Raw genomic sequence first — 18,541 nt, 5'->3', positions numbered from 1 at the left:
CGGGCGGGTACGCCACGTTGACTCCCGCGGAACCCGACATACGGAGGCTTGTGCGATGACCGAGACCGCGATCCTGGCCGGCGGCTGCTTCTGGGGGGTCCAGGAACTGCTCCGGGAGCGCCCCGGGATCGTCTCCACCCGGGTCGGCTACTCCGGCGATGACCGCACCCCGAACGCGACCTACCGCAACCACGGCGACCACGCCGAGGCGGTCGAGATCGTCTTCGACCCGCAGGTCATCTCGTACCGGGAGATCCTGGAGTTCTTCTTCCAGATCCACGACCCGACGACGAAGGACCGGCAGGGCAACGACGTCGGCCGCAGCTACCGGTCCGCGATCTTCTCCACGACCGACGAGCAGAAGAGGGTCGCGCTGGACACGATCGCCGACGTCGACGCCTCCGGGCTCTGGCCGGGACGGGCGACCACTGACGTCGAGCCCGCCGGGGACTTCTGGGAGGCCGAGCCCGAGCACCAGGACTACCTGCAGAAGTTCCCGTACGGCTACACCTGCCACTTCCCGCGTCCGCACTGGGTGCTGCCGAAGCGGTCCGCGACGACCGGCTGATCGCCGCCGCGTCGCATCGGGCGCCCGTCCCCTCGGGGAACGGGCGCCCGTTCCCCTCTTCCGGTGGATGTGATCGTCACCATCGCCCGCCCGTACTCATGACGCTTTAGTTCGGCATGACCGAACCAAAGCGTCACGAGTACGGGCTGCGGGGGATGGGTGGATCACCTGCGCGGACGGGCTCCGTGCAGGTCGGAGCAGGGTGTGCGACAGCCGTGACCTGCTTCCGGCCACCGGATCGGAACTGCCCGGAACTGGCAGGTGATCCGTCGACGCAACCGGTTTCACGCCTTTACGGTGCGTCCGTGGGATCGCTTCTCCGGAATGCGCGCTACCGGAATCTGTTCATCGCGCAGGTGGTCGCGCTGCTCGGTACCGGGGTCGCGACCGTCGCACTCGGGCTGCTCGCCTACGACCTGGCCGGGCCGCGGGCGAGCGCGGTGCTCGGTGCCGCGCTCGCGGTGAAGATGGCGGCCTACGTCCTGGTCGCCCCGCTGGTCGGTGCGGTCGCGGACCGGGTGCCGCGGCGACGGCTGATGGCCGGCGCGGACCTGGTGCGCGCGGCCGTCGTGCTGACCCTGCCCTGGGTGACCCAGGTGTGGCAGGTGTTCGTGCTGATCGCCGTGCTGCAGGCGGCGTCGGCGACGTTCACCCCGGTGTTCCAGTCGGTCCTTCCCGACCTGCTGCCCGACGAGGGGGACTACGCCCGAGCGCTGTCGGCGTCGCAGGTCGCGATGAGCGCCGAGGCCGTCCTCAGCCCGCTGCTCGCCGCCGCGGCCCTGCTGGTCCTCGCCCCGTCGGCGCTGTTCGGCTGGACCTCCGCCGGGTTCCTGGCCTCGGCGGCGCTGGTGGCCGCCACCGCCGTCCCCGCGGTGCGCCGAACCGCGCACGGCGGGTTCGGGGCGCGGCTGGCCGTCGGGATGCGGCTGTTCCGCGCCACGCCGCAACTGCGGGCACTGCTCGCGCTGAACCTCGTCGTCGCCACGGCCGGGGCGATCTCGCTGGTGACCACGGTGAACGTGGTCCGCGACCTGCTCGGCGGCGACGACGGCGACGTCGGCCTGCTGCTGGCCGTCACCGGGGCCGGGGCGGGGGCCGCGGCGCTGTGCGCCCCGCGCCTGGCCCGCCGGGCCGGGGACAGGGTCGTGATGCTGGCCGGAGCCGGGATCGCCGTCGCCGGGACGCTCGCGGCACTGGGGGTGGCCGCGGCACCGTCCTGGCCGGCCGCCACGGTGGCCTGGGCGCTGATCGGGTTCGGGCCCGGCTGGATCGGCGTGACCACCGGCCGGGTGCTGCGCCGCTGCTGCGCGCCCGCGCAGCGTCCGGCGCTGTTCGCCGCGCAGTTCTCGCTCTCGCACGCCTGCTGGCTGCTCACCTACCCGCTCACCGGATGGCTCGCCGCGGGCGCCGGGTTCGGGGCCGCCTGGACCACGCTCGCGGTGCTCGCCGCGGCCGCCACGCTCGTCGCGGCCCGCGCCTGGCCCGCCCTCGGCGGCGACCACGTCCGGCACCGGCACGGCCCGGACACCCCGGACGGGCACCTGTCGGGGCCGGGTCTGCGGCCCGCCGCGCGCGGGTGGACGCACGCGCACGCCGTCGTCGTCGACCGGGAGCACCCGCACGGCCCGGTCCCGGTCTGAGCGGTTCTCAGCCGCGGGCCTGCGTGCGGTGCTCCCGCTCGACCGACCCGTGCACGACCTGGACCTTGTCGCCGATCTCGAGGGCGGCGAAGAAGGCCTCCGCGTCCTCGTGACCCAGCTTCACGCACCCGGCCGACTCGCGGGTGAGGTCACCGCCGTGGAACGCGATCCCGCCGTCGGCGAAGAACACCGAGTACGGCATCCGCGCGGGCTGCCCGTCCGGGCCGTCGAACTCGCCGCTGCGGTGGTCGATCTCCTTGCGGTACACCCGGAACGAGTGGCCGACCGGGGTCTCCTCGCCGGCCCCGCCGGTCGTGACGGTCACCGGTCCGCGGGCCACCTCGCCGTCCGAGACCAGCCACGCCTCGCCGGTCTCGAGATCGACGCAGGCCTGCACCGACACCGAGCACGGCGTCCCGGGGGCGGCGGGTTCGGCGTGCGCGTCGCGGGCGACCCGGCTCTGCTCCGGGTCGCCGCCGGCGATCGCGGTGCCGCCCAGGCCGAGACCGGCCACCAGGGCCAGGCCGGTCACCGCGGCACGGGCCCGCCGCCGCCGTCGTCCCGGCCGGTCACGCTGCGGGTCACGCATGGGCGCCACATCCCTCCGTCGTGCACGTGTCCACCCGGGCGGGTGACGTGCGCGGTCGACGCCGGATCAGACGCCACGTCGGTGCCTGCGGTTGTCCCGCTGCAGGACCGGGCGACGAGCGACGGGCCGGCCGCGACGACCGGTACGGTTACCGCGACGACACGTCGTTTCACGGAACGTGTTCGACGCGAGGGATCTGCGTCACCCGTGATCCTCGTCCCGACCGCGTGTCCGGGGACGGGCCCGCGGGTGATCCTCGATGGCCGGGCCTGCCGTTGCGGTCCGTCACCGTTGTGAGGAGAGACGATGCGCACTGCGGGCCAGCCGGACCGTGCCCGGTCCCGGTCCACGCGGGGCGAGGCCGAACTGCTCCGCCGCCGGACCGGCCGCTGGGCGGACCTGTTCTCGGTACTGCTCGGCCTGCTCCTGGTCGTCGGGCTCGCGACCGGCTGGCTGATCGGGTCGTCGGTGCACGATGCCGTCGCGCACCGCGGAGCCGCCGAGGCGGCCGAGCGGACCGCCGTGGAGGCCACCGTGTCCGGCGGCGTGCCGGTCCTGTCGGAGCTGCACATCGCCCACCAGATGCACACCGTCACCTGGACCGCGCCCGACGGCGAGGTGCGGAGCGCGGAGACCGTCCTGCCCGGCGTCCACGACATCGGAGAGGGCGTCAGGGTGTGGACCGGACCCGGTGGCGAGCTGGTGTCCGCCCCGGCGACCGGGGACGACGCGCTGACCGCCGCCGGCGCCGCGGGCCTGCTCGCCGTCCTCTGCGCGGGTGTGGTCGTCGCCGCCGGGTGGTGGCTCGTGTCCCGGTGGACCGCGGTCCGGATCGGCCGCGCGTGGGACCTGGACTGGGCGCGCGTCGAACCGGCGTGGTCGGGCCGCCGGGCCCGCTAGGCCCCGGCGGGGCCCGCCCCGCTCAGGTCCGTGCGACCGCCCGCAGACCGGTGTCGAACAGCGCCATGACCTCGTCGACGAGCTCCTCGAGATCAGGATCGCGCGGGTCGGTGCCGTGGTCACCCAGCCAGTGCTGCACCGCGACCCGCATCCCGGCGATGGTGGCCGAGGCGACCAGCGCCGGGTACAGGTCCCGGGCCGGGTCGCTGCCGGTACGGACGGCGATCGCCTCGGCCAGTGCCCGCTCGCGGGCCATGAACGCGGCCAGCTGGTGGGCGACCAGCGTCGGGTGACCCCGCAGGGTGCGCATCCGCAGCACCCGGTCCCGGTAGCCCGGCTCGCTGACCACCGCGCGCAGCGCGTGCCGCAGGGACTCGATGACCGGCTCGTCGCCGGGGCGGGCCACGAAGGCCTCGACGAGGGTGATCGCGGAGGCCCCGTCGCCGGCGACCACCGCCTCCTCCTTGGAGGCGAAGTAGTTGAAGAAGGTACGCGGCGCGACGTCGGCCACATCGGCGATCTGCTCGATCGTCACGTGCTCGGGCCCGCGCTCGCTGCACAGCCGCAGCGCCGCCGCCGCCAGCGCGGCGCGGGTGGCCGCCTTCTTGCGCTCCCGCCGTCCCGGTTCCGGCAGCGCCCTGAGATCCGTCTGCTCAGCGCCCACGGTCGGCCCCCACGCTGTCGGCGCCCGGTGTGTCGCTGCGGTCCCGGGCCGGCTGCTCGATCACGGTGACGACCCGGGGCCGTCCCGTCGTACCGGTGTCGTCGCCGCGGTCCCCGCCGGGGGCGGGGGACAGGTCGACGTCGAGCCGCAGCCCCTCATGCGGCACCGTCACCCGGTGCGCGGCGGGGTAGCCGTCCCAGCGGTACACCGTGGACACGGTGCCGGTCGCGACGCAGATCCGGTAGTGGCCGTCGGCGTCGGCCCGGGTCCGGGCGAGCTCGTCACCGCCCGCGTCGAGCACGGTGAGCACCGCGCCCGCGGCGGGGGCACCGTCGGCCCGCACGATGCCGTGCAGCACCGGCTCGGACACCCGGCCGGCGACGCCGACGAGCTCACGGGGACCGGTGGGGTCGCCGGATCCGGTCGTGGCGCGTCCCCGGCTCGCGTCCGCGGCGCCGGCGGTGCCGCGCTCGTCGGGCAGGACCGCGGCGGAGGCCGCATCGGTCCCGGCCGGCTCCGGCGCCAGGTCCAGGGTCTCCCGCAGGGGCACCTCGCGCAGGGCCATGATCGCGATCAGGGCCAGCACCGCCAGCGGCGCGGCGACCAGGAAGATCGTCGCGGTCGCGTGCCCGTAGGACTCCATGACGATCGTGCGCACGGGCTCGGGGAGCTCGGCCAGGTTCGGCACCTGGCCGCCGCCGACCGCCTCGGCGCCCTCGCTGGCACCGGCAGCGGCCAGCCCGTCGGCTGTCCGGCTGCCGACCGAGGCCGCCAGCAGCGCGCCCAGCCCGGCGACGCCGACCGAGCCGCCCACCGACCGGAAGAACGTCACCGTCGCGCTCGCCGCGCCCATGTGCCGCAACGAGACGGTGTTCTGCACGGCCAGCACCAGGTTCTGCTGGGTGGCGCCGACGCCCAGGCCGACCAGGCCCATCGCCACCGCGACCTGCCAGTACGGCACCGTCGAGGAGATCACCGCGGCGCCCGCGGCGAGGCCGGCCACCAGCAGCGCGGCACCGCCGACGAGGTAGCGCTTCCACCGCCCGGTCCGGGTGATCAGCTGCCCGACCACGGTGGAGGCGGTGAACATGCCGACGATCATCGGCAGGGTCAGCAGGCCCGCCTCGGTCGCGGTCGCACCGCGGGCGAGCTGGAAGTACTGGGACAGGAAGATCGTCGACCCGAACATCGCGACGCCGACGAAGATGCTCGCCACGGTCGCCAGCACGACGGTGCGGTCGCGGAACAGGAACGGCGGCACGACCGGGTCCGCAGCCCGCCGCTCGACGACGACGGCGAGCGTCAGCAGCGCCAGCCCCGCCCCGACGATCGCGAACGAGGTCGGTGAGGCCCAGGCGAACTGTGTGCCGCCGAGCGAGATCCACAGCAGCAGAGCCGAGACGCCGGCGGCGATCAGCAGCGCGCCGAGGTAGTCGATCCTGATGTCGTCGCGGATGAGGGTGGGTACGTTCAGCGTCCGCTGCAGCACCACCAGCGAGATCGCGGCGAGCGGGACACCGACGAAGAAGCACCAGCGCCAGCCCAGCGGGGAATCCACGATGATCCCGCCGATCAGCGGGCCGCCGACGACCGCGACCGACATGATCGCCGACAGGTAGCCCATGTACCGGCCGCGCTCGCGCGGGGTGATGATCGCGGCCATGACCACCTGGGTGAGCGCCTGCAGCCCGCCCATGCCCAGGCCCTGCAGCACCCGGAAGCCGATCAGCTGCGACGTCGACACGGCCAGCCCGGCGAGCAGTGACCCGATCAGGAAGATCCCGATCGCGGACTGCACCAGGACCTTCTTGCTGTAGAGGTCGGCGAGCTTGCCCCAGATCGGGGTCGACGCCGTCATGGCCAGCAGCGCCGCGGTGACCACCCACGTGTACTCGGCCTGGGTCCCGCCGAGATCGCCCAGGATCCGCGGCAGCGCGTTGCCGACGATCGTGCTGGACAGCACGCCGATGAACAGCGCCATCAGCAGGCCGGTGAGCGGGAGGATCACGGTCCGCCGGTGCGCGGCGGACTCCTCGGGGGAGCGGCGGGTACTTGACGTCACGCAACGATATTAGCCGAAGAACGTGCACGGACTGCAAGTTTGCCGAACGTGCGTCTGCGCACACCGTGCACGTTCCGCCCCACCGGTCGCGCGGCGTGGTCAGCGCGGGGTGGTGGGGAGATCCACCGTGACGGCGGTGCCGGCGCCGGCGGAGCTGCGGACCGTCACCCGTCCGCCCGCCTCCTCGGTGGCCCGGCGCACCAGGGCCAGTCCGATGTGACCCGGCCCGGCGGGCGCGGTGGGGTCGAAGCCCCGGCCGTCGTCCGCGACGGTCAGCCGGGCGTGGTCTCCCGTGACGCCGAGCGTCACCGCCGCCCGCGACGCCGACGCGTGGGCCCGGACGTTGCGCAACAGCTCGCCGGTGATGCGGTGCAGCAGTGCCGCCACGTCGTCGCCGAGCCGCGACGCGGTGTCCGGTCCGGGGGCGTCGACCAGGATCGTCACCTCCGGACCCGCGCCCGCCGGACCACCGTGGGACGGGCTTCCACCGGGGGCACCGGGGACGGCGCCACTCGCCCGGTCGTGACCGGGCGGGTCCGGGGCGGCGAGATCGTCGTCGCGCTCGGCCAGGCGCCGCAGCGCCTCGGGCAGTGAGACGGCGTCGACGTCGTCGGGGACCAGGCCGTCGAGTACCGACCGGATCCGCACGACGCCGTCGCCGACGGTCGCCCGCGCCCGGCCGACGAGCTCGGGCCGGGCCGTGGCGAGGTCCAGCATCAGGCCGGCCGACGCGAGCCCGGGCAGGACGTCGTCGTGCAGGCGCCGGGCCAGGTCGCGCCGGGCCAGCTCGCCGGCGGCGAGGCCGTACAGGGCGGCGTCGCGGCGCTCGGCGCGGTCGCGTTCCCGGCGGCGGGCCAGGGCCACCGACAGCGGCAGGACCGCCAGCGCGATCGCCAGCAGCCCGCCGACCACCGGCGGGACGAGTAGGCCGACGGCCCGCCCGGTGGCGCCCTCGACGTCGACGGGCACGTAGACCTCGAGGCGGGCCGGGCGCCCGGCGGAGTCGGTGAACCCGAGGAAGACCTCGCGTTGGCCGCCGCCGCGCTCGAAGCGGTGCTCCGGGTCGTCCGGCACGGCCAGGACGACGGCGGCCCCGCCGTCGAGCCGGGCGGCCAGGTCCGGGTCGAAGCGGCGGGTCAGGCCCTCGATCCGGGGCTCGTCGGAGAACACCACCCGCGCCGACGGGCCCTCGACCAGCCAGACCTTGACCCGAGACACCATGCCGACCGTGCGGAACGGCTCGAGGTCGTCGAGCAGCCGTTCGCGTGCCTCCGGACTCGCGGCGGCCAGGTCCCGGTCGGCCAGCGGCACGACGACCGCCTCGGCGACCCGGCGTGAGACCTGCTCGGCGCGACGCTCCGCCTCGTCGTGGGCGATCCACCAGACGCCGGCGGCGACCAGGCCGCAGACCATCACCACCGCGCCCGCCGTCACCAGCGCGTGCCGCAGCAGGGTGCGGCCGACCGTGCTCACACCGACCCCGTGCTCACCGCGCGTCCGCGGCCGGCTCGCCCTCGGGGTCGAACGCGACCAGACCGACCCGCTCGGCGGCGACGACCGCCTCGAGCTGGGACCGGGCGCCGAGCTTGCCGAGCAGCGCGCGGACGTGGTCGCGCACGGTGTGCCCGGACAGGCCGAGCACGGTGGCCAGGGCGGTCACGTCCCGGCCGCGGGCCAGCCCGTCGAGGACCTCCTGCTCGCGCGGGGTGAGGTGCGGCACCTCGGCGGGCGTGCCGTGCGCCGACCCGCCCGCGGCCACCGTCCGGATCGCGGCGACGATCCCGGGCAGCGGGGTGTCCTTGCCGAGGAACCCGGCGGCGCCGAGATCCCGGGCCCGGCGGGCCGGCCCGGGGCGGGGGTGTGCGGTCAGGACCAGGGCGCGGGCTCCGGCGGCGCGGACGTCGGGGAGCAGGGTCAGCCCGCCGCCCGGGAGCCGCACGTCGAGCACGACGACGTCGGGCGCGACCCGGCCGAGCACGGCGCGGGCGTCGTCCGCACCGCCGAGCGCAGCGCGGGCGTCGTCCGCACTGTGCGCGACGCCGACGACGTCGAGGCCGGGCTGCACGCCGAGCCCCAGCGCCAGCAGGTCGGTGAACGACCGGTGGTCGTCCACCAGGAACACCCCGGTCACGGCCGGTACCCCCTCAATTCTCGGGAGATCCGCAGATCCTCAGCAGAGGTTAGCCTGCCCTCGCCCGGAAGGGGAGTGATCGGACACTCCCGACGTTCCGGGCTGACCTGCAGATCCACGGAGGACCCTGACGTGACCCGATCGACACGGCGCAGCGCGCTCGCCGGCGCCTTCCTCGCCGTCTCCCTGACCCTCGCCGCCTGCGGCGGCGGTGCGGCCGACAGCGCGGCCGAACCCGCACCGGCGGAGGAGGGCACGGGCACGCTGACCCTGTACTCGGGCCGCGACGAGGAGCTGGTCGGCCCGCTGCTCGAGCAGTTCCAGCAGGAGTCCGGGATCACCGTCGACACCCGCTACGGTTCGACCACCGAGATGGCCGCCCAGCTCGCCGAGGAGGGCGACGCGACCCCGGCGCAGGTCTTCCTGTCCCAGGACGCCGGCGCCCTGGGTGCCCTGTCCGGTGCGGGCGCGTTCAGCACCCTGCCCGACGACGTCACCGGTGCGGTCCCGGCGGAGTACACCTCGACCGACGGGTCCTGGGTCGGGCTGACCGGTCGGGCCCGGGTCGTCGCCTACAACACCTCCGTCGACGAGGCCGAGGTCCCGGCCGACGTGAAGGAGTTCACCGACCCCGCCTGGCGCGGCCGGTTCGGGATCGCCCCCACCAACGCGTCGTTCCAGGCGTTCGTCACCGCGATGCGGGTGACCGACGGCGACGACGCCGCCCGGCAGTGGCTGACCGACCTGAACGCCAACGACCCGCAGATCTTCCCGCGCAACGGCGCGATCCTGGACGCGGTCGACGCCGGGACCGTCGACGCCGGACTGATCAACCACTACTACTACGTGGCCGCCGAGACCACGCCGCCGAACACCGCGATGAAGTTCGGCGCCCCGGGCACCGCGAGCGCGCTGGTGAATGTGACCGGCGTCGGGATCCTGAGTGGAGCCGCCGAGTCGCCCGAGGCGCTGCAGCTGGTGCAGTTCCTGGTGTCGCCGACGGCCCAGGAGTACTTCGCCACCGAGACCGGCGAGTACCCGCTGATCGAGGGCGTGACCGGGCCGGAGGGCGTGCCCGCGCTCGCCGAGCTGCAGGCGCCGCAGATCGATCTGTCCGACCTGGACGACCTGGACGCCACCACGCAGATGATGACCGAGGTGGGGATGCTGTGAGCCCGGTGCCCGCCGTGCCGGACACTGGAGCCTGATGCTCCTGCGCACGGATGCCGCCGATCGCGCGGTGTCACCTACGGGCCCGCCGGAACCCCGCGTTCCGGCGGGCCCGTCGCCGCGCCGCCGCCCGCCCCGCGTCCTGCTCGGACTGTCGGTCGTCGTCGCGGCGCTGGCCGCGTTGCCCCTGGTGTGGCTGGTGGTGCGGGTCGTCGACGCCGATCCCGAGCGGGTCCTGGCGCTGCTCGCCCGGGACCGCACGGTCGTCCTCGCCGTCAACTCCGGACTGCTCGTCGCGTGCGTGGCCGGGGGCTGTCTGGTCCTCGGACTGCTGACCGCGACGCTGCTGGCCCGGGTGCGGCTGCCGCGGCCCGGGCTGTGGTGGGTGCTGGCCGCGCTGCCGCTGGCGGTGCCGTCCTACCTGCTGGCGTTCGCGGTGCTCGCGGTGCGGCCGGACGCCCGCGGGCTGGTCCCGCTGGTCGTCGTGCTGGTGCTGGCCTGCACCCCGTACGTGACGCTGCCCGCCGCGGCCGCCCTGCGTGCCGCCGACACCGGGCCGGAGGACGCCGCGCGCACCCTGGGGCGCGGCCCGGTGGGGGCGTTCTGCCGGGTCACGCTCCCGCAGGCGCTGCCGGCGGCGCTGGCCGGGACGCTGCTCGCCGCGCTGTACACGCTCTCCGACTTCGGCGCGCCCGCGCTCCTGCGCTACGAGTCGTTCACCTGGGCGGTGCAGGCCGCCTACGAGGGCACGATCGACCGGACCGGCGCCGCGGTGACCGCGATGGTCCTCGCGGTGCTGACCCTGCTGCTGGTGCTCGCCGAGCGGGTGGCCCGGCGGCGCTGGACCCGGGCCCGGGCGACGACCGCGGTGCAGCGCGCCGGGCCCGTCCGGCTCGGGCCGGCCGGCACCGCGCTGGCGGTGACCGGCCTCGGGTCGGTCGCCGCGATCACCCTGCTCGGGCCGCCCGCGGCGCTGGTCGGCCGGATCGTCGCCGCCGGCGGGGTGGACGTCGACTGGCTGCGACTGCTGGCGGCGGCCCGCTCGACGCTGCTGCTCGCCGGCGGGGCCGCGCTGCTGGCGGTGCTCATGGCGCTGCCGGTCGGCGTGCTCGCGGCGCGGTACCGGAGCCGGACCGTCGCCGCGGTCGAGTCGACGGCCTATCTCGGGCAGGGGCTGCCGGGCGTCGTCGTGGGGCTGTCGCTGGTGTTCTTCTCCCTCACCGCGGTGCCGTGGCTCTACCAGACCGCGCCGGTGCTGGTGTTCGCCTACGCCGTGCTGTTCCTGCCCAAGGCGCTCGGCGCGACCCGGTCCGCTGTGGAGCGGGTGCCGGTGGAGGCCGAGGAGGTGTCCCGCACGCTGGGCCGGTCCGCCTCGGCGACCTGGTGGACGGTCACCGTGCGGCAGGCGTGGCCGGGCGTCGCGGCGGGGGGTCTGCTGGTGATGGTGACGGCGATGAAGGAGCTGCCGGCGACGTTGATGCTGCGCCCGACCGGGGTGGACACCCTGGCCACGCAGCTGTGGGCGCAGACGTCGATGGGGTCCTACGGGGCGGCCGCACCGGCGGCCCTGGCGCTGCTGCTGCTGGCCTGCGTGCCGGCGGCGCTGCTGGTGCGGGCCGGGACCGAACGTCCCGGGGAGACGAGGGGTTCGTGAGCCTGCACGTGCGGGGGATCGTGGCCGGGTACGGGGGAGTCCCGGTGCTGCACGGTGTCGACCTCGAGGCCGGGCCGGGGGAGCTGGTCTCGGTGCTCGGGGCCAGCGGCAGCGGGAAGACGACGTTGCTGCGCGTGGTCGCCGGGCTGCACCGGCCGGACGCCGGCGCGGTGCACCTGGCCGGCGAGGACGTCACCGGCGTCGCACCCGAACGCCGTCGGGTCGGCCTGGTGCCGCAGGAGGGGGCGCTGTTCTCCCATCTCGACGTCGCCGGGAACGTCGGCTTCGGACTGCTGCCGGCCGGCCTTGCCCGGCTGCGCGTCGACCGCGCCGCGCGGTCGGGGGCCCGGGAGCGGGTGCGCGAGCTGCTCGAGCTGGTCGGGCTGACCGGCAAGGCGGACCGGATGCCGCACCAGCTCTCCGGTGGCGAGCGGCGCCGGGTGGCGCTGGCCCGCGCGCTCGCGCCGCGGCCGTCGGTGGTGCTGCTCGACGAGCCGTTCTCCGCGCTCGACGCCGGCCTGCGCGAGCAGGTCCGGGGCGACGCCGTCGCGGCGCTGCGGGCGGCCGGGAGCACCGCGGTGCTGATCACCCACGACCGGCGCGAGGCGTTGTCGGTGAGCGACCGGGTCGCGGTCCTGCACGACGGCCGCCTGGAGCAGACCGCGGGTCCGCGCGAGCTCTACGCACGTCCGGCCACGGCCCGGGTCGCGGCCTTCGTCGGGGACGCCGCGCTGCTGCCCGGCCAGGCCGCCGGCGGGCGGGTGACGACGGCGCTCGGCTCCGCGGCGATCGCCGGGGCTCCCGCGTCCTCCCGCGGCCGGGACGGCACGGCGGAGGTGGTCGCCGTGCTGCGGCCCGAGGGGCTGCGGATCGCCGGTCCGGCGGGACGCGGTGCCCCGGCCGTCGTCGAGCACGTGGAGTTCCTCGGGGACGCGGTGCTGGTGACGGCCCGGCCCGAGCAGGACACCGGGAACGGGCCGGTGGTCCGCATCCGGACCGGCGCGGACGGGCAGTGGCGGCCGGGGGACCGGTGCCGGGTCCACGCCGACGGCCCCGTGCACGTGGTGCCGCGCACCTGACCTTTCTGTATGCAATGTCGCGAACCGGTCTGGGATTCTCGCGCGATCACCGGCAGACTGGCGGGGGTTTGTACACACAACGGAAGGATTGTCCGTGGCCGACCTGCTCAGCCGTCCGGGGAACCGGCGCGCCCGCCTGCGTGAAATGCTCGACGCGGGAGAGCCGGTGCTCGCCCCCGGTGCCTACGACGCCCTCTCCGCCCGCCTGGTCGAGCAGGCCGGGTTCGACGTCGTCTACATGACCGGCTTCGGGACGACGGCGGGACTGCTGGGACGGCCGGACGTCGGCCTGCTCGGGGGTGCGGAGATGGCCGCGCACGCCGCCCGGCTGACCGACGCGGTGGACCTGCCGGTGATCGCCGACGCGGACACCGGCTACGGCAACCCGATGAACGTGATCCGCACGATCCGCGACTACGAGCGGGCCGGGGTCGCGGCGCTGCACCTGGAGGACCAGGTCGCGCCGAAGCGTTGCGGGCACCTGGCCGGCAAGCAGGTCGTTCCGGCCGGGGAGATGGCGGCGAAGATCCGGGCCGCGGTGGACGCGCGCACCGACCCGGACCTGCTGATCATCGCGCGGACCGATGCCGCCGCCGTCGACGGCCTGGACGCCGCGCTGGACCGGGCCCGCCGGTTCGCCGACGCCGGCGCCGACCTGCTGTTCGTCGAGGCCCCGACCTCCGAGGCCGACATCGAGAAGGTCGCCGAGGCGCTGCGCGGGCACAGGCTGGTCTTCAACTGGGCCGAGGGCGGCCGGACGCCCCCGCTGTCGAGGGACCGGCTGGCCGAGCTCGGGTTCGCCCTGGTGCTGTTCCCGGTCGGCACGCTGCTCGCGGCGACGGCCGGGATGGTCGAGCTGCTGGCGCGGCTGCGCGCCGACGGCACTCCGGCCGCCTTGCTCGACCGGCTCGGTGGGCTGGACGCCTTCGCCGGACTGGTGGGGATCGGCGAGATCCGGGAGCTGGAGGAGCGCTACCGCGCCGAGCGGGCCTAGCAGGGTACCGAAAGCGTTGCGCCCCGCAATGGCATTACTCCGTTCGGGGAGGAGTTGCCGCCGGTGATGACTGGCGGTCACGGGTGTTCTGCCCCACACTCGGCAACACGTGAGCCGTTGACCTGCCTCTGAGTCATCCGCAGGGTCGGCGGCCGCGCCCCCCGAATCGTCCCCCCAGGCGGTGAACCATGCAGTGTCGAACTCCCCGTGTTCGTGTCCATCAGGATCGTCGCGCCGCGGTGCCGGCGCCCGGCCTCCGGCGCCGCGCGCCGGGCCTCGTCGGCGTCCGGCCCACCGGGGCCGGCCCCTCGGTCCGCGAGTCCGGCCCCCGGCCCGGAACGGGGCGGTCCGGGTGAGCCCCGGGCACGCCCGCCGGCCGGTCCGCGCGGCCCGGCCCGGCCTGTCGCTCGCCTCGCCGGGCGGGCCCCCGCCGGCCACCGTGCCGGCACCTCCGGCACCTCCGGCACCTCCGGCGGCGCCGACTCCGGCGATCCGGCCGGCGGTGGGCGCGCCCGTGCCCGCCCCGCGTCTGGCGCACGACGCCTCGGCGTCCGGAGGGCCGGTCGGACCGGATCGTTCCAGGTCGGAAGCAGTGTCCGGCGTGCCGGCCGACCGCCCGGGCCCGGTCCGTCCGCCGGTTCCCATCCGTCCACCGGTACCGGTCCGGCCGCCGGCCCCCCAGATCTCCGGGGTGGACCGGCTACGACGGAACCTCGCGTGCGTCCTGGCGGACGTGCGCTGGCCCGCCTCGCGCTGGCAGGTGCTCGCCGAGGCCGACGCGTGGGGCGTGAGCGGCGTGGTGGCACGCCAGCTCGCGCCGCTGCCCGAAGGGCGCTACCCCTCGCTGGAGGCGGTCGTCGAGACGCTCGTCGGGATGGCGCGGGGCGCGGGGCGCGGTGACGCGTCCGGTCCCGGTGGGCGGCCGCACCTGCTCGGCCGCGGCGGCCCGCGTCGCCCGGTCTCGCCGGCCCACCACCACGCGCCCATCGGACGTCCGCCGGGCCGCTCGGCGCACTGAGGGTCCCCGCGTCTCCCGGGCTCTCCGGCACCGCTGCCGGGGGCCCGGGAGGCCCGCCGCTCGACACCTATACAGTGACGTACGTCATATTCGAGAGGCTGGATCGGTCCCGCCGTGGCATCGCGGTTCGACCCGCGCACGACGGGAAGGTCTCCGGTGCGCGGGCCGCACCGGCTCGGGCGAGGTGACGAGGAGGCGGCGACGTGCGCGACGATGCGGCGATCCGGATGGCCGTCGAGACGGCGGCACCGGGAGTGCGGCTGATCCGACTGGCGGGCCGGCTGGACCGGTCCGGGGCGGAGGCCCTGGGCCGGCTGATCGACGCCCAGTGCGCGTGCGGGCGGTCCGCCGCACACCTGATCGTTGACCTGTCCGGGATCGGGGCGTTCGACGCGCAGGCGACCGAGACGCTCGGCGCCGTCGTGGCCCGGTCCCGGTGCGAGGGCGTCCACGTGCACCTCGCCGGGTGTGGTGGGCGCGCGGAGCTGCTCCCGCTGCGCGCACGGCAGGTGTTGCGGCGGTGCGGCGCCTACCCGTCGGCCGAGGTGGCCGTGCGGGCGCTGGCCGAGCGAGCCGGTGCTTCGAGCCCGGCCCGGACACCGAGCCCGGCCACGGCGTCGGTTCCGGTCCCCGAGCCGCGGGGTGCCGCCGGGCCGGGGAGCGCTGCCGAGCCGCGGGCCGGCGCCGAGCCAGAGGTCGAGCCCGAGCCACCGGTCGCGCCCGAACCGCGGGCCGGTGCCGAGCTGCGGGCCGGCGCCGAGGCGGGGCCGCCTCCCGCAGGGGCCGCGCCGGTCCCCAGACCATGATCGACGGTTCCGGAGCGTTGCGTTCGCAAGCCGGACGCCGCGCTCCGGAACCGTCGATCAAGGAGGTCGGCAGGCCCGATCCCCGCGTTGCCGACTGCCAGGCCCGGTGGCGTCAGCCGGCCGGCGGTGCGCCGGGTCCGTCCGGTCCCGCGGCACGCCACGTCTCCCGCAGCGCCACGAGCGCCGCGGGGTCCGCCTCACCGGGCAGCCGCAGCCGGGACAGGCCGCCGTCCGGGAAGACATCGAGCCGGAGCCGGGTGGCCGCCGGCGCCCCGGGCAGCCGGAAGCGGTGCCGGGTGTCGGGCTGGACCCGCTCGCGGTCGAGCAGGATCTGCCAGTCCCCGCCGGTCCGGTCGTCGCAGGTGCTGACCGAGACCCACCCCGGCGCGTTACCGACGAACCAGGTGGTGTCGACGTCGATCCGGCGCGGCACCCCGGCCACGCCGAGCGCGACCTCGACCCAGTCGTTGCCGTCGTCACGGCGGCGCGCGTTCTCCCAGCCCTCGCCCATGTGCCGGGCCAGACCGGGCAGCAGCAGGTTGCCCGGCGAGGAGTAGAACGCGTTGGAGCAGCCGGTGACGTGGCCGCCGTTCTCGGCGGCGATCAGGTCGACGGTGCCCTCCAGGAAGTCCGGGTCGGGCAGCACCCGGCCGAGCACCCGGAGCCGGGCCACTCCGCCGTCCGGGTGCATGACCAGCCGGACGTGGGTGAACCGGCGCGCGTCGGCGACCTCGTACACGTTCGCGGTGTCCCCGGCGCACGCCGAGCGCCCGACGATCTCGTGCCAGGTCGCCCCGGCCAGCTCGTCCGGCGAGGGATGGCCCGCCACCGCGGCGGCCTCGACCGCGATCTCCGGCGGGTAGTTGCCCCGGAACCACGCGGTGTCGACGACGACGTGGTCGATCACCCCGGCCGCGCCGAGCCGGACGACCGCCCAATCGTGCCCGGGCTCGCGCCGGCGGCGGGTCTCCCAGCCGTCGTAGATCTTGCCCTTGAGGCCGAACTCGTCCGGGTCGAACCGGGGCGCCGCGGCGGTGATCAGGTTCTCCCGGGCGGCGAAGAACTCGTCGTTCGCCGCGACGACCGAGCCGCCGAGCACCCGCGAGGCGAGATCGGTCAGGGACGGGTCGGGCACGGTCACCGCACGTCCTCCCCGCCGAGCCGGGCGATCGTCCGGTACAGCGCCGAGTGGTCGAGGCCGCCGTCGCCCGCGGCACGGGTGGCCGCGACGAGCTGCGCGACGAGCGCCCCCACCGGGGTGACGACGCCGGCCGCCCGGGCCGCGTCGGACACGATGCCCATGTCCTTGTGGTGCAGGTCGATCCGGAACCCGGGGCCGAAGTCGCCGCTGAGCATCTTCGGCGCCTTCTGCTCCAGCACCTTCGACCCGGCCAGACCGCCGCCGAGCACCTCGACGGCGGCGGGCAGGTCCGCGCCGTGCGCCTCGAGGAACCGGATGGCCTCGGCCAGCAGCGCGATGTTGCCGGCGACGATCAGCTGGTTGGCCGCCTTCACCGTCTGCCCGGCCCCGGCGGGCCCGACGTGCACCACGGTCTTCCCGACGACCTCCAGCAGCGGGCGGGCGTCGGCGACGGCCGCCTCCTCGCCGCCGATCATGATCGAGAGGGCGGCGTTCTCGGCGCCGGCCTGACCGCCGGACACCGGTGCGTCGATCATCCGCATGCCCCGCTCGGCGGCCCGCGCGGCGAAGTCCGCGGCGGCGTCCGGCCGGATCGTGGAGAAGTCGATGATCAGCGTGCCGGGTGCGGCGGTGTCGAGGACGTCGGCCAGCACCGTCTCGACGTCGGGGGTGTCGGGCAGCATCAGGGCGACGACGTCGGCGCCGCGCACCGCGTCGGCGACCGACTCAGCGGCCCGGCCGCCCGCCTCCACCAGTGGCTCGGCCTTCGCCGGTGTGCGGTTGAAGCCGACGACGTCGTGCCCGGCGCCGGCCAGGTGGCGGGCCATCGGGTCGCCCATGACGCCCAGGCCGACGAACGCGATCGTGCTCACGTGCTGCTCTCCTTCGAGGCGATCCAGCCGAACGGGTCCTGCGTGACCGGCGCGTACTCCAGCCCGATCCGGCCGCGGTACCCGGCGGCGGCGACCTGGTCGAGCAGGGCGGCCACCGGCAGGTCACCGGTGCCGGGCTCGCCGCGGCCGGGGGCGTCGGCGACCTGGACGTGCCCGATCCGGTCGGCGAACCGCTCGATCGCGACCGCCGGGTCGTCGCCGTTCACGCCCAGGTGGAACACGTCGAGCAGCAGCCGCACGTCGGGGGAGCCGACCCGGTCCAGGACCGCGACCGCGTCGGCGGCAGTCAGCAGCGGGTAGCCCTCGACCCCGGAGATCGGCTCCAGCAGCGCGACCGCGCCGATGCCGGCGGCCGCCCGTCCGGCCAGGGCGAGGTTCCGGGCGGCGAGCTCGTCCTGGGCCTCGGCGGTGACGCCGGGCAGGCGCTTGCCGTAGAGCGCGTTGAAACCGACGGTGCCCAGCCTCGCGCCGATCCCGACCGCGACGTCGACGTTGTCGGCGAACTCGCTGCTGCGCGCCGGGTCGGAGAGGATGCCGCGCTCACCGGCCGGCATGTCCCCGCCGGAGAAGTTCAGTCCGGACAGGACGACGCCGGCGTCGGAGACCGCCGTGACGAACTCCTCGACCTCGCGGTCGTCGGGGACCGACCGGTCGAAGGGCCACCAGAACTCGACGGCGTCGAAGCCGGCGGCGGCCGCGCGCGCGGGCCGCTCGAGCAGCGGCACGCCGGGGAACAGGATCGAGCAGTTGACGGTGGCGGGCAGCGGGAGCGTGATCGGGGTGGTCAACGTCGACCTCTCAGGACGGGTCGGGCAGGCCGCGGTAGGTGCGCCAGCCTCCGTGGACGGTGATGTCGGTGAGCTCGTCCGACTGGCGCTCCAGCACCCCGGGCCGCAGTCCGACGGCGAGGACGTCCCGGCCGTCGTCGAGCTCGACGACGGTCAGCTCCAGCTCCGGCGGCTCGTCGGGCAGGAAGTCGGTGCGGATCGCCGACAGCGGGACGTCGTAGATCTCCCCGGCCAGCGGGGTGTCGCCGCTCGGGTCCTCGGCCAGGGCCGGGAACTCGTCGCGCACCGAGTACATGCGGTAGTGCGGCGCGGTCCGCACGGCCCCGAGGAACGGGTGTGCCGAGACGTTGTGGTGCAGTCGCCCGCCGCGCATCGCGTCGCCGGAGCAGAACAGTGCGGTCAAGCGGACCCCCGGGTCGTGCGAGTGGATCGTCGTGCTGCCCG

General features: G+C 75.7%; 18 protein-coding genes. 9 read left to right on the top strand and 9 right to left on the bottom strand.

Features of this window, described 5'->3' with window-relative positions; all coding sequences use genetic code 11:
* Window positions 1-55 precede the first annotated feature (55 nt).
* Both msrA and WIS52_RS03315 read left to right on the top strand, forming a co-directional pair.
* A complete protein-coding gene (gene msrA / locus WIS52_RS03320) occupies window positions 56-568 on the top strand; it encodes a peptide-methionine (S)-S-oxide reductase MsrA (protein WP_349296564.1) in 513 nt (170 codons plus the stop codon).
* Between the two features lie 305 nt (window positions 569-873).
* A complete protein-coding gene (locus WIS52_RS03315; RefSeq protein ID WP_349296563.1) occupies window positions 874-2,208 on the top strand; it encodes an MFS transporter in 1,335 nt (444 codons plus the stop codon).
* A 7-nt stretch (window positions 2,209-2,215) separates the two neighbouring features.
* Here the strand turns inward: WIS52_RS03315 and WIS52_RS03310 are convergent, their stop codons facing one another.
* Window positions 2,216-2,797: a L,D-transpeptidase gene (locus tag WIS52_RS03310; RefSeq protein ID WP_349296562.1), complete on the bottom strand. Its 582-nt coding sequence runs from the start codon at window positions 2,795-2,797 to the stop codon at window positions 2,216-2,218.
* Window positions 2,798-3,103: 306 nt separating this feature from the next.
* Here WIS52_RS03310 and WIS52_RS03305 point away from each other — a divergent pair, with 306 nt between their 5' ends.
* Complete coding sequence (locus tag WIS52_RS03305) at window positions 3,104-3,697, top strand: Rv1733c family protein (protein ID WP_349296561.1); 594 nt, start codon at window positions 3,104-3,106, stop codon at window positions 3,695-3,697.
* A gap of 22 nt (window positions 3,698-3,719) precedes the next feature.
* Here WIS52_RS03305 and WIS52_RS03300 read toward each other — a convergent pair whose 3' ends face one another.
* The 4 genes from WIS52_RS03300 to WIS52_RS03285 all read right to left on the bottom strand — a co-directional run bounded on the left by WIS52_RS03300 (window position 3,720) and on the right by WIS52_RS03285 (window position 8,554).
* On the bottom strand, window positions 3,720-4,361 hold the full coding sequence (locus WIS52_RS03300; protein WP_349296560.1) for an acyl-CoA-like ligand-binding transcription factor: 642 nt from the start codon (window positions 4,359-4,361) through the stop codon (window positions 3,720-3,722).
* On the bottom strand, window positions 4,351-6,423 hold the full coding sequence (locus WIS52_RS03295; protein ID WP_349296559.1) for an MFS transporter: 2,073 nt from the start codon (window positions 6,421-6,423) through the stop codon (window positions 4,351-4,353). Before WIS52_RS03295 ends, WIS52_RS03300 begins: the two co-directional genes overlap by 11 nt.
* Before the next feature lie 99 nt (window positions 6,424-6,522).
* Complete coding sequence (locus WIS52_RS03290) at window positions 6,523-7,896, bottom strand: sensor histidine kinase (protein ID WP_349296558.1); 1,374 nt, start codon at window positions 7,894-7,896, stop codon at window positions 6,523-6,525.
* A gap of 13 nt (window positions 7,897-7,909) precedes the next feature.
* Window positions 7,910-8,554, bottom strand: a complete 645-nt coding sequence (locus tag WIS52_RS03285; RefSeq protein WP_349296557.1) for a response regulator transcription factor — start codon at window positions 8,552-8,554, stop codon at window positions 7,910-7,912.
* Between the two features lie 132 nt (window positions 8,555-8,686).
* Here WIS52_RS03285 and WIS52_RS03280 point away from each other — a divergent pair, with 132 nt between their 5' ends.
* The 6 genes from WIS52_RS03280 (at window position 8,687) to WIS52_RS03255 (ending at window position 15,275) form a co-directional block, all read left to right on the top strand.
* Window positions 8,687-9,727 carry an iron ABC transporter substrate-binding protein gene (locus WIS52_RS03280; RefSeq protein WP_349296556.1) on the top strand — a complete coding sequence of 347 codons (1,041 nt, stop codon included), beginning with the start codon at window positions 8,687-8,689 and terminating at the stop codon, window positions 9,725-9,727.
* A 34-nt stretch (window positions 9,728-9,761) separates the two neighbouring features.
* Window positions 9,762-11,378 carry an ABC transporter permease gene (locus tag WIS52_RS03275; RefSeq protein ID WP_349296555.1) on the top strand — a complete coding sequence of 539 codons (1,617 nt, stop codon included), beginning with the start codon at window positions 9,762-9,764 and terminating at the stop codon, window positions 11,376-11,378.
* Window positions 11,375-12,457 carry an ABC transporter ATP-binding protein gene (locus WIS52_RS03270; protein ID WP_349296554.1) on the top strand — a complete coding sequence of 361 codons (1,083 nt, stop codon included), beginning with the start codon at window positions 11,375-11,377 and terminating at the stop codon, window positions 12,455-12,457. Before WIS52_RS03275 ends, WIS52_RS03270 begins: the two co-directional genes overlap by 4 nt.
* Window positions 12,458-12,551: 94 nt before the next feature.
* Window positions 12,552-13,451: an isocitrate lyase/PEP mutase family protein gene (locus WIS52_RS03265; protein ID WP_349296553.1), complete on the top strand. Its 900-nt coding sequence runs from the start codon at window positions 12,552-12,554 to the stop codon at window positions 13,449-13,451.
* 181 nt (window positions 13,452-13,632) lie between these two features.
* Complete coding sequence (locus WIS52_RS31825) at window positions 13,633-14,469, top strand: DUF2795 domain-containing protein (protein WP_459077130.1); 837 nt, start codon at window positions 13,633-13,635, stop codon at window positions 14,467-14,469.
* A gap of 203 nt (window positions 14,470-14,672) precedes the next feature.
* Window positions 14,673-15,275 (top strand): STAS domain-containing protein, encoded by a 603-nt coding sequence (locus WIS52_RS03255; protein WP_349296551.1) that lies wholly within the window; start codon window positions 14,673-14,675, stop codon window positions 15,273-15,275.
* A gap of 112 nt (window positions 15,276-15,387) precedes the next feature.
* Here WIS52_RS03255 and alc read toward each other — a convergent pair whose 3' ends face one another.
* The 4 genes from alc to WIS52_RS03235 are packed head-to-tail and all read right to left on the bottom strand — an operon-like array spanning window position 15,388 to window position 18,500.
* The gene (gene alc, locus WIS52_RS03250; RefSeq protein WP_349296550.1) at window positions 15,388-16,416 is read right to left on the bottom strand and encodes an allantoicase; all 1,029 of its coding nucleotides are present in this window, start codon (window positions 16,414-16,416) and stop codon (window positions 15,388-15,390) included.
* Window positions 16,413-17,288, bottom strand: a complete 876-nt coding sequence (locus WIS52_RS03245) for an NAD(P)-dependent oxidoreductase (RefSeq protein WP_349296549.1) — start codon at window positions 17,286-17,288, stop codon at window positions 16,413-16,415. The genes alc and WIS52_RS03245 overlap by 4 nt, the downstream gene beginning before the upstream one ends.
* A complete protein-coding gene (locus tag WIS52_RS03240) occupies window positions 17,285-18,097 on the bottom strand; it encodes a hydroxypyruvate isomerase family protein (RefSeq protein WP_349296548.1) in 813 nt (270 codons plus the stop codon). Before WIS52_RS03240 ends, WIS52_RS03245 begins: the two co-directional genes overlap by 4 nt.
* 10 nt (window positions 18,098-18,107) lie before the next feature.
* Window positions 18,108-18,500, bottom strand: coding sequence for an allophanate hydrolase-related protein (locus WIS52_RS03235; RefSeq protein ID WP_349296547.1), 393 nt, complete (start codon window positions 18,498-18,500; stop codon window positions 18,108-18,110).
* Between the last annotated feature and the right edge of the window lie 41 nt (window positions 18,501-18,541).

The sequence above is a fragment of the Pseudonocardia nematodicida genome (assembly GCF_040105385.1).
Classification (GTDB): Bacteria; Actinomycetota; Actinomycetes; order Mycobacteriales; family Pseudonocardiaceae; genus Pseudonocardia; species Pseudonocardia nematodicida.
Note: the sequence above shows the minus strand (reverse complement) of the source record. Positions and strands in the feature narration are given on the sequence as shown.

Bases quoted from the DNA above. Each gene is read 5' to 3' on its own strand.
- WIS52_RS03275 (WP_349296555.1), top strand. From the start codon at position 9,762: ATGCTCCTGCGCACGGATGCCGCCGATCGCGCGGTGTCACCTACGGGC.
- WIS52_RS03310 (WP_349296562.1), bottom strand. From the start codon at position 2,797: ATGCGTGACCCGCAGCGTGACCGGCCGGGACGACGGCGGCGGCGGGCC.
- WIS52_RS03305 (WP_349296561.1), top strand. From the start codon at position 3,104: ATGCGCACTGCGGGCCAGCCGGACCGTGCCCGGTCCCGGTCCACGCGG.
- msrA (WP_349296564.1), top strand. From the start codon at position 56: ATGACCGAGACCGCGATCCTGGCCGGCGGCTGCTTCTGGGGGGTCCAG.